Below are 13,697 nucleotides of genomic sequence, written 5' to 3'. Positions count from 1 at the left end.
AAATATATATGTTTTCATTACAAAATAAAAAAGCTGTAATAACCGGTGGTGGCAGCGGAATTGGTAGGGCTATAGCAACTTTGTTTGCTAAGCAGGGCGCCGAAATTCATATTATTGATTTAACACTAGAAAGTGCTCAGGAAGCTGTTGCCGATATTCAGCAATTGGGAGGAAAAGTATTTTCACATGCATGTAATGTAGTAAATCAAAATGAAGTTGTTACTACATTTGAAAAAATTGGAAACATCCATATTTTAATCAATAATGCCGGTATTGCCCATGTTGGAAAAGTAGACACAACTTTGGAAATCGATTTCCAAAGAGTGATGGATGTAAATGTAAAAGGTGTTTACAATTGTTTGTATGCTGCGATTCCACAATTCAGATTGTCAAAAGGAGGTGTCATTTTGAATATGGCTTCTATTGCATCATGGGTTGGGATTCAGGATCGTTTTGCATATTCAACGGCAAAAGGTGCTGTAATGGCTATGACCTTGTCTGTCGCAAGAGATTATATTGACGAAGGGATTCGATGCAATTCGATTTCGCCAGCGCGCGTGCATACTCCTTTTGTAGACGGATTTATTAATAAAAATTATCCGGGTAAGGAAGCTGAAATTTTTGAAAAACTTTCTAAGTCACAACCAATCGGGCGTATGGGACAACCAGACGAAATTGCTGCTTTAGCTCTTTATTTATGCAGTGACGAAGCCGGATTTGTGACAGGAAGCGACTATCCTATTGACGGAGGATTTATAAAATTAAATAACTAATTAAAAATATAAAAAATGAAATTAATACGTTTTGGATCAATTGGGAAAGAAAAACCGGGAGTTATAATTGGAGAAAAAAGATATGATGTTTCTTCAATTGTAACTGATTTTAACGAAGCTTTTTTTGAAGATAATGGTTTAGAAAAATTAAAAAAAGCTTTAGAAAGTAATCCCGTATTACCAGAAGTAGAAGCAAATGTACGTTTGGGGTCTCCGGTTGCAAGGCCATCAAAAATAATATGTATCGGGCTGAACTATGTAGATCATTGTCATGAAACTGGGGCTCCAATTCCGGCAGAACCGATAATCTTTTTCAAATCAACAACTTCATTATGTGGTCCAAATGATGACTTGATTATTCCAAAAAACAGTGAAAAAACAGACTGGGAAATCGAATTGGCATTTGTGGTAGGTAAAAAAGCAAGTTATGTAGAAGAAGCAGAAGCTTTGGATTATGTTGCAGGATATGCTTTGCTGAACGATTATAGTGAAAGAGCTTTTCAAATCGAAATGGGCGGACAATGGGCAAAAGGAAAAGGTTGTGATTCTTTCGCACCTCTTGGACCATTTTTGGCCACACAGGATGAAATTGCCGATGTGAATAATTTACCAATGTGGTTAACCGTTAACGGAAAGAAATTCCAGAACAGTAATACCTCCAATCTGGTTTTTAAAATCCCATTTTTAGTGCATTACCTAAGTCAGTTTATGACCTTGCTCCCTGGCGATATCATCAGTACAGGAACGCCTCCGGGAGTTGGATTAGGAATTAAGCCGGATCCAATCTATATCAAACCGGGCGACGTTATCGAATTGGGTATGGACGGTTTGGGTTCAAGTAAACAAGTAGCTAAAGCTTATTCTAAATAAAATGAAATATATTGTTTGCGAAAAACCGCAGGAGTTTCTAATCAAAGAAAAACCAATGCCGGAACCCAAAGAGGGAGAAGTACTTTTGAAAATTAGAAGAATAGGAGTTTGCGGAACCGATATTCACGCTTTTGGAGGAACACAGCCTTATTTTGAATACCCAAGAATTTTAGGCCATGAACTGGCTGCTGAATATATAAAAGGAAATGCCAAAGGTTTCGAGCCGGGCGATAAAGTAACGTTTATTCCGTATTTCAGCTGTGGTACATGTGTGGCCTGCCGAAATGGTCTAACTAATTGTTGTGCCAATATCAAAGTTTTCGGAGTACATATTGACGGCGGAATGGCCGAGTATGTTACGATTCCGGAACAATATTTATTACACGGACAAGGTCTGGATTATGACGAACTGGCTTTGGTGGAACCATTAGCCATTGCAGCACATGGAGTAAGAAGAGCCGCAGTACAAGCAACGGATACTGTTTTGGTGATGGGAGCGGGACCAATCGGATTAGGATTAATACAGTTTGCTAAAATTGCCGGTGCCAAAGTGATTGTAATGGATATCAATGAATATCGCCTTAACTTTTGCAAAGAAGCACTTCAGGCAGATGAAACCATCAATCCGCTACATGATGATGTGGGCGCAAAATTGGCTGAACTAACCAATGGCGATATGGCAAATGTAGTCATTGATGCTACCGGAAATCAAAAAGTGATGAACAGCGCTTTCAATTATATCTCGCATGGTGGAAGATTTGTTCTCGTTGGACTTCAAAAAGGGAAATTGAGTTTCAGTCATCCCGACTTCCATAAAAGGGAATCTACTTTGATGAGCAGCAGAAATGCTACCATTGAAGATTTTGAATATGTAATGAAATGTCTGAAAGAAGGTAAAATCGATCCAAAGAAATACATTACACACAGGGCTGATTTTTCGGATATGATTTCTGAATTCAGCAAGTGGATCGACCCTAAAAACAATACTATAAAAGCAATTATAGAATTAAATTAATTCTAAAAACATCATATTATGGATTTACATTTAAAAGGTAAAATTGTAGTCGTATCAGGTTCTGCCGGAAAAGAAGGAAGTATCGGCGAAACTATCATCAATCGATTGGCCGATGAAGGTGCTATTCCGGTTTTGGTAGACAGAAACAGCAGAGGTGTTGGCTATGCAGAAGCGTTGCAGAAAAAAGGAATTGACTCTTTGTTTGTACAAACGGATGTTACCAATCCGGATGAAATGCAAAATGCAGTAAACAAAATTGTTGAAAAATACGGAAGGATTGATGTTGTGATCAATAATGTAGGTGTCAATGACGGTGCCGGATTAGATGCTACCTACGAAGAATTTATGAATTCATTAAAACTGAATGTAGTAAGTTACTTTTTATTGGTAAAATTTGCACTTCCCTACCTAAAAGAATCAAAAGGAAATATTTTGAATATTGGTTCAAAAGTAGCTTTGACAGGACAAGGCGGAACTTCAGGATATGCCGCTGCAAAAGGCGGTGTTCTTGGGCTTACGAGAGAGTGGGCTGTAGATTTGATTCAGCATGGAATTCGTTCTAATGCCATTATTATTGCTGAATGCTATACACCTGCATACGAAGACTGGATCAAAACAGTACCAGATGGCGAAGCCGTTTTGAAAAAAATAAATAAAAGCATTCCGTTTGATTCCAGAATGACTACAACAGAAGAAATCGCAGATACGACACTTTTTATTATCTCAGATCGTTCTTCTCATACTACTGGACAGTTTGTTTTTGTAGAAGGAGGTTATGTACATTTGGACCGTGCTCTAATCAGTGATGTAAATTAATGAGTATGAGCCGAATTGACTCCCATCAGCATTTTTGGATATTTGATCCGGTTAGGGATAACTGGATTGATGATTCGATGAAAAAGATTCAAAGGAATTTTTTACCCGAAGATTTGTCGCCATTGCTTTCAGAAAATCAATTTTCGGGTTGTGTAGCAGTTCAGGCAAGTCAGTCTGAAGAAGAAACCAATTTTTTATTAGATCTCGCTTCTAAAAATGATTTTATAAAAGGAGTTGTAGGCTGGGCTGATTTAAGAAGTAAAAATATTTCAGAGCGATTGAGTCACTTTTCTCAATTTGAAAAACTAAAAGGCTTCAGGCATGTGGTGCAGGGAGAACCGGATGATTTTATGTTTGGGACGGCATTTCGTAACGGAATTGCGAGTTTGGCAGCATTCAATTTTACCTACGATATTTTAATTTTTCATCATCAATTGCCAGCTGCAATAGATTTGGTAAAAATATTTCCTGAACAAAAGTTTGTCATTGATCATATTGCCAAACCGGATATAAAATCGGGTGATATTGCATCATGGAAAAGAGGAATAGAAGAGATTGCAAAATTCGAAAATGTATGGTGTAAAATCTCCGGAATGGTCACAGAAGCCGATTGGAACAATTGGAAACCATCCGATTTAAAACCGTATTTGGATGTGATTTTTGAAAACTTCTCTGCAGATAAATTAATGTTCGGTTCCGACTGGCCAGTTTGTAATGTAGCTTCAGATTATAAAGAACTGGTTAAAACATTAGAAGATTATATGTCTCAGCTTTCAATAGAGGATCAGAATAAAATTTGGTTTAACAATGTGAAATCATTTTATAATTTGAATGACTAAGAAATCATAATTTCAGTTAATAAAAAAAGCGTGAATTGTAAAAATTCACGCTTTTTTTTATCTTCAGTTGTCAGACTTTTTATTTTTTTAAAACATCAGTTTCAGGAGTCCATTTTTTCTGCCACTCCGGATATTTTTTCAGGGCTTTTTCAGGATTATAAGTGTACCAGGCGTATCCGCTTCTGCGTTCACGGCTTACTTCCGCCAATGAATATAAATACACACTGTCCCTGTCACAAAACAAAGGTTTTCCTGTTCCTAATTCGTAATAACGGGTCCAGATTGGTGGTGCCGTAGGATCGTTTACAACACGACGATCGTCTTTAATTTTTTTGAATTTTGAATCCATCTCCGGAGCTTCAAAAGTTTCTACTCTGGTATTGTATATTTTAGAATCCTCAAACCACTTAACGGCACTTTGTACCGCTCTTATAACCTGTTCACTCGGATTTTCAATTTTCATTAAAAATAAGACAATATCAACACTTTCTGCATTACTGACACTTGGCGGTTCAAATTTTCTCGCCCATACCGGAAGTAAAGTTACCTCGTCATGCTGCTGGCACCAGGCACTCAGTTTTCCATGGTCAGAAATTTGTGTTTTTAAAATGCAGTCAATTCCTTTTTCATAAGCTGTATTTACTTTGCTTTTTGTTTCAGCATCTATAAAACTAAAATTAGGATCGTTATGTACTATTTTATCCAGCAAATTCATAATCCCCATATAAGCACCGTCATTAAAAGTAATATGGCGGCTGTATCCTTTTTCGAGTGGATAATATTGAGGCCATCCACCATTAGGATATTGCGCTTCTAAAATAAAATCAATTCCTTTCAGACAGGCTGTTTTGTATTTTTCTATTTTGGTCAGTGTATAAACCTGCGCCAGATAATAGACATGAGTATAAGTGGTGCCGTTGTCAAAAGTGGTATGCAAAACTGACCTTGAACCTACAATATCATTTATTTGTTCAGTTGTCAAAATAGCACGCATGTCATAATTTTTTGGCCATCCGCCATTATCGCGCTGAAAATAGATGATGTTATCCGCAATTTTGGTGTATTCGGATTCTTCATATTTTGGCTGATTCGGAATCGGATTTACAATATTGTTTTTATCGGCAATACCATACCAGTGATTCATACTGTCGCTAAATGGTTTTGTACTGATTACCGACGTCTTTTTGTCTTTTTCAGATTGAGCGCCTGAATAAAGAAACGAAAAAGAGGTGAGTAGGATGCCAAATAATAAACTCTTATTTCTGGACAGACTTTGTGATGTTTTCATAGTAATTTGATGAACTTCAGTTGTGTTTAGTTTGAACTTAGACACAACTGAAGGATAATGGTTTAATTAACTATAGTTTTACCGCAGATTTTGGAACAGTTTCTCCAATCACCGTTTTTTTGGCAAAATCTGAATTCGCTGAAGAAACAAATTCTACATTCTCAGTAGCTTCTCCATTAATAGTAATGGCTTTAGATGAAGTAGAATTGAATTCAATATCCTTAAACGACATGTTTTTACCGTTGTAAATATCAATTACATTTGGTTTTTCAATATCTAGTTTTGCATTGTGAATTTTAATTCCGTTAGCATCAACAATAGTAAAACCTTTTTCTGCTTTTGCAATCAGATTAGAGATTTCGATGTTTTCAAGATTCATTTCAGGTAGTCCTTGTAAAAATACGGCCTGTTGCGCACCTTTGATCGTTACATTTTTTATCGAAATGTTTTTGAACTGTGGTGTTTTTTCATCTACAGGCATTTTTTGATTCACAATTTTATCTCCGCCTTCTGCCAGAGTTTCTGCTATGGATTTTCCTCCATAATAAAGATTGAACGAAATCGCCTGAGAGGGAATATCGGTCATGAAAATGTCAGAAATAAAAATATTTTCTACAACCCCTCCGCGTCCACGGTTACTTTTAAAACGCAATCCAACATCAGTTCCCATAAAAGTACAATTCGAAACGTGCATGTTTTTTACACCTCCGGACATTTCACTTCCTACAGTTACACCTCCGTGTCCGTGATACACAATATTGTTTTTTACAATAATATTTTCACAAGGAACTCCACGATCACGACCGTCTTTATCTTTTCCGGATTTAATACAGATAGCATCATCACCCACATCAAAACTTGAATTTTCAACAATTACATTTTTACAGGATTCAACATCAAGACCATCACCGTTTTGTGAAAACCAAGGATTACGAACGCTTACATTTCTAACAATCAAATCTTCAATCATTAGCGGATGAATGTTCCAGGCTGGTGAATTTTGAAAGACAGGTCCGTCAAACATCACTCTTTTGCTATTTTGGATACTCACCAATACCGGACGAAGAAAATCATGAATGGCCTCAAATTCTTCTTTAGTTTTTAAGTCCAAACGTACATTCTGATCCGCTCCAACTGAAGCTTTCATGAATGTTTCCGATGGATACCAGCTCGTTTTACTTTCGTTAAGCACTCCGCCCGAAGAAACAAAATCTTTCCATTGGCTTTCTGTTAGTTTACTTTTTTTAACCTGTCTCCAAACTTCGCCTGAGCCGTCCCAGACACCATTTCCTGTAAAGGCAACATCTTCAAGGTTTTTTCCGTAAATCGGAGAAATACAACGCCAGGTGTTTAAGCCTTCAAAACTGGTTTCGATAATTGGGTATAAACTTTTATCAGGGGAGAATTTGATCAATGCTCCGGTTTGTGCATGCAATTCTATTTTACTTTTTAGAATGATTGGCCCTGTTAGCCAGATTCCGGGAGGAATGATTAATTTCCCGCCACCTTTTTGAGAAAGTGCGTTAATGGCATCTTCAAAAGCTTTTGTATTCAAAACATATCCGCCATTTACAGCGCCAAAATCTTTAAGATTCACCGTGTTTTTTGGGATTTTTGGTTCATTGACTTTTGGCATCTTAAATTCAATGTCCGCATAAGTATCATAGGACTTTGCCTTTTGTGCTTTCACATTTCCTGAGCAGACTACTACTAAAACAGCAAAGAGTACTTGGAAAAAGTTAGTTGGATTAGTTTTCATTCGTATTGAATTAGTTAAAGTTTAATTTTGTAGGTATTAAAATAATGGGATATGTTTATCTCGATACTATTTTTTTTACAAATTGAAAAAAAAGTTTCGTAAAAAAACGAAAATACAATAATGTAATCGATTGCACAAATTTATAAAAAATATTTACAATATATTTAATAGATGCAAAAGGATTCTGTTGCGTGTAGAGTTGATTACAGTTCCTTTACTGCTTTTTTAGTAAGACACACTAATGCCACATATTTAAAGAATACAGGAGGGTGCAGGACACTTATATTTTTATGTTCTGTTAAATTGTACCCATTATTTGTTAAAAGTGTAAAAAATACATTTATCTACGAGTCTAAATACTGTTAAAAAATAAAGCTTTTCAGCTTTACCTAAAAAGGAAAAAATGCGTTTACAAACTTTCACTAAAGCTCTAATTATCTTTTTGATAACAATTTCCACATTCTCATTGAATGCAGCCGAAATTTGGGTTTCACCAAAAGGGAAAGACACCAATTCCGGAACCAAAGAAAGTCCGTTAGCAACTGTTCAGATGGCGGTGAGAAAAGCTAGAGAATTGCGCCGATTAAAAGATGCATCCATAAAAGACGGAATTCGTATTATTGTAATGAACGGAACGTATTATTTAAACGAACCTTTATTCATAAGACCAGAAGATTCCGGAACAGCTACTAGTCCAACAACAATCGAAGCTGACACTAACGCAAAACCAATACTAAGTGGAGGAATCGAAATCAAAAACTGGAAGCCATCTACAACAGTTATAAACGGTCTGAAAAAAGGAACGGTCTGGATAGCTGATGCACCCCAGCAGGCAGGAGAAATCCTCAATTACCGTCAGCTTTGGGTGAATAACGTAAAAGCTGTCAGAGCCAAAAGTACTAACGGAACCCAAATGGACAGAATTCTTTCCTGGGATGCAGCAACAGAAACCTGCTGGATTCCATTCAAAAATAAATCCGTTAAATTTGAACCGGGAATGGAAATGTACATCGTGCAATGGTGGGCAATTGCCAATCTTCGAATAAAAAATATTGAAGTGGTTAAAGACAGCGCAAGGCTTTCATTCGAACAGCCTGAAAGCCGAATCCAGAGCGAACACCCTTGGCCGGCTCCGTGGATTTCTAAAAATAACGGAAATTCGGCATTCTATTTAAACAACGGAATTTCGATGTTGAACGAACCCGGAGAATGGTTTTTAGACAGAAAAAAAGGTAAAATTTATTACATTCCAAGAACTGGAGAAAATCTCGATTCTGCCAAAATTACAGCACCGGTTTTAGAAAATTTGGTTGAAGTAAAAGGGACTTTGGATTCGCCAGTGAGCTATTTTAATTTCAAAGGAATTTCGTTTCAGTACAGCAACTGGCTTCGTCCTTCACAGCAGGGACACGTTCCATTGCAGGCAGGAATGTATTTACTGGATGCCTATAAACTAAAAATCCCGGGAACCCCCAATCAGTCTAGTCTGGAAAATCAGGGATGGGTAGGAAGGCCAAGAGCCGCTGTTGAGGTGAATTACACTAATAATACACTTTTTGAAGGATGTTCTTTTGAACATTTGTCATCCACAGGATTGGATTTGCATAAAGGAACCAATCACAATATCGTTAAAGGAAATTTATTCAAAGACATTGGTGGCAATGGAATTAATCTTGGGGTTTTCTCCGAAGAATCATTCGAAGCACATTTACCTTATACCGTTAAAGATGAAAGAGTAGTTTGTTCGGACGAACTGATTGCCGATAACCTTATTACCAATGTGGCTAATGAAGATTGGGGATGTCTGGGAATTGCAGCCGGCTTTATAAAAAACCTGACGATTGAACACAACGAAATTTCAGATGTGGCCTACAGCGGCATTTCAATGGGCTGGGGCTGGACGCATACTGAAAATGTGATGCGAAACAACAAAATATTGGCAAACAAAATTCATCATTACGCCAAACATTTACATGATGTAGCGGGAATTTATACACTTTCCTCGCAGCCGGAAAGCCGAATTGAAGAAAATTATATCGATAAGGTTTACAACAGTCCATATGCACATGATCCGTTTTTGTGGCTGTATTTGTACACCGATGAGGGAAGTCAAGGCTTTACAATTAAGAATAACTGGATTCCGATTCAGAAAATCTTAAAAAACCAAAATGGTCCGGCTGGAAATATCTGGCAGGATAATTATGCTTTTGTTGACCCAAAAATTAAAGAAAATGCCGGGATACGTGCGCCATACAGCAACCTTTTAGCCAAAGAAGTTGTTGTTGACGAAGTTTGGGGCTTGCAGGAGATGCCTAAATCGGTAGTGATCGAATTAATCGGAAAAGATTTGGATATCGAAAAAATCAAATCGACGATAAAAGGTTTCCGAATTGTAGGCGAAGAATTGTACCAATGGGAAAACCATCTCGTGATTTACGGATTGATGAATCAGCCGGAAAGAACGAAACGAAAACTGGCTTTGGCTTTTCCAAAATTGGAAATTAAAATCTACGAAAACCCGGTTTATGACTTTCAGAATTTCGAAAGATGCAAAGAGGCAAAAGTAGCATCCGAATGGGAGAATATTGTCTTGACTGCCAATTTGGTTGCCGATGAAAAAATGCAGAAAGAATACGTAGATTATCACACTACCCAATTTGAAAAATGGCCGGAAATTTCCAAAGGTTTCTGTAATGCCGATTTTCAACAATTACAGGTTTTCAAAAATGGAAGACAATTGATGCTGGTCATTAGTATTCCAAAAGGTGAAAGTTTAGATAAACTGAATCCAAAAACGACCGAAAACAATCCGCGTGTAGACGATTGGAATACCTTAATGAAAAAATACCAAACCGGAATCGAAGATGCAAAACCTAATGAAACCTGGATATTTTTGAAAAAGATTTAGGAAGAGAAAATAGAGGAAAGAATAAAAAATAAAGAAAAATCTCTTCACCAGAGATAGCGAACAGGCGAATCAATCTGCGTAATCTACGTGGAAAAAAAATTAAACCTAACTATTTAAAATATAAAATAACCAATGTTAAAAATAGCCATTTTAGGACTTGGAGAAGGTCGAAGCACGATGTCGGCCGCTTTGTCGAGCTCAAAATTAGAGCTGGTAAAAGTATGCGACAGAAATGAGGAATTGTGCCAGCAAAGAGCAAAGGAATTTGATTTTCATTCCTACACCACCAATTATGATGATTTATTAAAAGATGATTCCATTGACATTATCGCTATTTATACACCCGATCATTTACATGCCGATCACGTGAAGCAGGCGTTGTTACACGGAAAACATGTGGTGTGTACCAAGCCTTTTATCGATGATCTTTCGGATGCGAAAACATTATTGGAACTTAGCGAAAAGACCGGAAAGAAAGTATTTATCGGTCAGAGTTCGAGATTTTTTGAACCGGCAAAAAGACAAAGAGCCGATTTTGAAGCCGGATTAATTGGTGATTTAATTACGATTGAAGCCCATTATCACGCTGATCACAGATGGTTTTTAAAGAAAGAATGGTCACTATTGCAGTCTTTCAAATGGCTGTATGGCGGATTGAGTCATCCAGTTGATTTCATCAGATGGTACCTGCCGAACATTCAGGAAGTAATGGGTTACGGAATGATCAGCAGTAACGGAAGTGTGGCAGGTTTGAAAAATGAAGACACCATGCATTTTATCTTCAAAGCAACCGATGGAAGAATTGCGAGAGTGAGTGGAGTCTACACTTCGCCAACGCAACCGACACAACGCGATAGCGGAATGAGTACGATTTTAAGAGCAACCGAAGGCGCGAGCCAATCCGATTATCACGAATTGCGTTATGCAATTACGGATAAAACCGGTGAAGAAAAAGTAATCACCTGGGGCGACAGTACGCTGAAACATTATTTCCGTTTTGAAGGACAAAGTCACCACGCCGGGGAATATCAAAATTATCTAGACTATTTCGCAGACAGTATCGAACAAAATTTCATAGCCTATCCGGACATGAAAGAAGGCATCGGAACCGTGGCATTATTACAGGCAATGGACAAATCTTTACAAACCGGAATGCCAGTAAAAATTGCTGATGTTCTTAACGAATACGGACTATGAACAGCATCTACGATAAGTTAACGGTTTTAGATTTTGTAATCGTAGCCATCTATCTGGTGACGTTATTGGTCATTGGTTATGTGGTGAGCGTGAAGCAAAGCAAGAAGAATGAAACGCTTTTTATGGCGGGAAATTCCCTGAACTGGTACAACATCGGTTTCAATATGTGGGGGACCAATGTGGGTCCATCGTCCTTATTGGCTTTTGCGAGTATTGGTTATGCAACGGGAATCGTAGCCGGAAATTTCGAATGGTATGCCTTTGTGTTTTTATTGCTTTTGGCTATCGTTTTTGCACCGAGATACATTGCCAGCAAAGTCAGCACGATGCCCGAATATATGGGAAAACGTTATGGCGACAGTACGCAAACTATTTTGGCGTGGTACGCCATGGTCAAGATTTTAGTGAGCTGGCTGTCGTTGGGATTGTTTAGCGGAGGCATTTTGGTACGCCAGATTTTAGGCATTCCGATGTGGCAGAGTGTGACGGTATTGGTGATTTTTTCGGGAATTTTTACATTCGCCGGAGGACTGAAAGCCATTGCCAAAGTAAATGTTTTTCAAATGATTTTGTTAATTATCGTTTCACTTACACTTTCTTATTTAGGTTTGCAGAAAGTAGGCGGGATCGAAGTTTTGATTGCCAAAACGCCATCTAATTTCTGGAATTTAGTTCAGCCTTCAGACGATGCACATTATCCGTGGCCTGCTATTTTGTTGGGCTATCCCGTGGCCGCAGTGGCTTTCTTTTGTACCGACCAATCGATGGTGCAGAGTGTTTTGGGAGCAAAAAATTTAGAACAGGGACAATTGGGAGTAAACTTTATCGGCTGGCTGAAAGTAATGGCTTTGCCGTTGTTTATTTTACCGGGAATCCTGTGTTCTGTTTTGTTTCCGGAATTGGGAAAAAACTCCGATTTGGCTTATATGACTATGGTGACCAATTTATTCCCAAGCGGCATGAACGGTTTGGTGATTTGTGTGATGATTGCCGTTTTGGTAGGAACAATTGGTTCGTCTTTGAATGCATTGAGTACCGTTTTTACGAATGATATTTATGTAAAGAAAATCAATCCTGCGGCATCTATCAAAGAGCAGATTAAAATTGGAAGATTGACTATTGGGGTAGGCTGTCTGTTTGCCATTCTGATTGCCATTGCGATTGACAATATCAAAGGACAGAATTTATTCAACATCTTTCAGGCGGTTTTAGGATTTTTGGCACCATCATTATCAGTTGTTTTCTTACTGAGTGTTTTCTGGAAACGCACTACGAAAAGAGCTGTAAATACAACGCTTTCCTGGGGTTCCGCCTTTAGTTTATTTCTTGGGGTTTTATATCTATGGATTTTTCCTGCCGATAAATATCCGGTTTGGCCTCACTTTTTATTAATTTCTTTTTACATTTTTGCTGTGCTTTTGATTACTGCTGTGATTGTTTCATTAACAGATGAAAATCCGGAAATTAATTTTTCAGATGAAGCGGATGTCCCGAAGACAAGTAAGAAAGTGAAGATTTTATTTGGGTTGTTGGGCTTGACAATTTTGGTTTTGTATTTGGTTTTTAATGGGAATTAGGTAGTTTATAAATATATAATTTACAGCAACGCTTTCTTTTTAAGGGAGCGTTTTTTTTATCCCAAGGTAAACTTTATACAATTTTGAACAAGAATAAATCCAAAGGTAAAAAAGACTGCTCAGTGGCTATTATTGCAAGAACCAAAGCTGAACAAGTCATAGAATACCTCTGTACAATCGATTATAAAAAGAGATCTTCCGTAAAACAAATAATACCCGACATGCTAATTCTATGAAGGTAATAGCGAAAATGGACTCAAAGTCAAAACGAAAGAGCCTAACTCTTATTTGAATTATATCCCGATCTAAAGAAAGCTTACAATTTAAACCAACAACTTCGGGGATTTACAATAACAACAACGATAAACATATAGCGATGACAAAACTAGCGCATTGGTATAGAAATGTAGAGCAATCAGGTTTTAAAAACTTTAGTAACCTACTCAATACTATAACTTTTAATTACCAATCAATCTTAAACTATTTTGACAACAGAAGCACAAATGCTTCAGCAGAATCATTTAATGCAAAATCCTTATCTATTTCATAAAATAAAAAAAGCGTAATAACTGATATAAGTAATTACGCTTTTTGTTTGTACTCAGAGCGGGACTTGAACCCGCACGAACATTGCTGTTCACTGGATTTTAAGTCC

11 protein-coding genes are annotated in these 13,697 nt (G+C 37.4%); 9 read left to right on the top strand and 2 right to left on the bottom strand.

The features are described from left to right. The first annotated feature begins 8 nt into the window (after positions 1–8). Genes DMB65_RS04200 through DMB65_RS04180 form a run of 5 tightly spaced genes read left to right on the top strand, consistent with a single transcriptional unit; the run spans position 9 to position 4,313 of the window. Positions 9–773 carry an SDR family NAD(P)-dependent oxidoreductase gene (locus DMB65_RS04200; RefSeq protein WP_110305432.1) on the top strand — a complete coding sequence of 255 codons (765 nt, stop codon included), beginning with the start codon at positions 9–11 and terminating at the stop codon, positions 771–773. A gap of 15 nt (positions 774–788) precedes the next feature. Further along, positions 789–1,643, top strand: coding sequence for a fumarylacetoacetate hydrolase family protein (locus DMB65_RS04195; RefSeq protein ID WP_110305431.1), 855 nt, complete (start codon positions 789–791; stop codon positions 1,641–1,643). 1 nt (position 1,644) lies between these two features. Then, positions 1,645–2,658, top strand: coding sequence for a zinc-binding alcohol dehydrogenase family protein (locus tag DMB65_RS04190; protein WP_110305430.1), 1,014 nt, complete (start codon positions 1,645–1,647; stop codon positions 2,656–2,658). Between the two features lie 18 nt (positions 2,659–2,676). Continuing rightward, positions 2,677–3,474 (top strand): SDR family oxidoreductase, encoded by a 798-nt coding sequence (locus DMB65_RS04185; RefSeq protein ID WP_110305429.1) that lies wholly within the window; start codon positions 2,677–2,679, stop codon positions 3,472–3,474. A gap of 5 nt (positions 3,475–3,479) precedes the next feature. Then, complete coding sequence (locus DMB65_RS04180; RefSeq protein WP_110305696.1) at positions 3,480–4,313, top strand: amidohydrolase family protein; 834 nt, start codon at positions 3,480–3,482, stop codon at positions 4,311–4,313. A 79-nt stretch (positions 4,314–4,392) separates the two neighbouring features. Here the strand turns inward: DMB65_RS04180 and pelA are convergent, their stop codons facing one another. Further along, positions 4,393–5,601 carry a pectate lyase gene (gene pelA, locus DMB65_RS04175; protein WP_110305428.1) on the bottom strand — a complete coding sequence of 403 codons (1,209 nt, stop codon included), beginning with the start codon at positions 5,599–5,601 and terminating at the stop codon, positions 4,393–4,395. Positions 5,602–5,671: 70 nt separating this feature from the next. Continuing rightward, positions 5,672–7,360 carry a glycoside hydrolase family 28 protein gene (locus DMB65_RS04170; RefSeq protein WP_110305427.1) on the bottom strand — a complete coding sequence of 563 codons (1,689 nt, stop codon included), beginning with the start codon at positions 7,358–7,360 and terminating at the stop codon, positions 5,672–5,674. Positions 7,361–7,763: 403 nt separating this feature from the next. Between DMB65_RS04170 and DMB65_RS04165 the strand changes: the two genes are divergently transcribed. The 4 genes from DMB65_RS04165 to DMB65_RS04150 all read left to right on the top strand — a co-directional run bounded on the left by DMB65_RS04165 (position 7,764) and on the right by DMB65_RS04150 (position 13,592). Then, a complete protein-coding gene (locus DMB65_RS04165; RefSeq protein WP_110305426.1) occupies positions 7,764–10,268 on the top strand; it encodes a right-handed parallel beta-helix repeat-containing protein in 2,505 nt (834 codons plus the stop codon). A 132-nt stretch (positions 10,269–10,400) separates the two neighbouring features. Next, the gene (locus DMB65_RS04160; RefSeq protein ID WP_110305425.1) at positions 10,401–11,465 is read left to right on the top strand and encodes a Gfo/Idh/MocA family protein; all 1,065 of its coding nucleotides are present in this window, start codon (positions 10,401–10,403) and stop codon (positions 11,463–11,465) included. Then, positions 11,462–13,042, top strand: a complete 1,581-nt coding sequence (locus tag DMB65_RS04155) for a sodium:solute symporter (protein ID WP_110305424.1) — start codon at positions 11,462–11,464, stop codon at positions 13,040–13,042. The genes DMB65_RS04160 and DMB65_RS04155 overlap by 4 nt, the downstream gene beginning before the upstream one ends. 376 nt (positions 13,043–13,418) lie before the next feature. Further along, positions 13,419–13,592: a transposase gene (locus DMB65_RS04150; protein ID WP_230470602.1), complete on the top strand. Its 174-nt coding sequence runs from the start codon at positions 13,419–13,421 to the stop codon at positions 13,590–13,592. The last annotated feature ends 105 nt before the right edge of the window (positions 13,593–13,697 follow it).

Origin of the sequence: Flavobacterium cheongpyeongense, from assembly GCF_003202435.1 — a bacterium.
GTDB classification, from domain to species: Bacteria; Bacteroidota; Bacteroidia; order Flavobacteriales; family Flavobacteriaceae; genus Flavobacterium; species Flavobacterium cheongpyeongense.
This window is presented reverse-complemented; position numbering and strand designations above follow the sequence as displayed.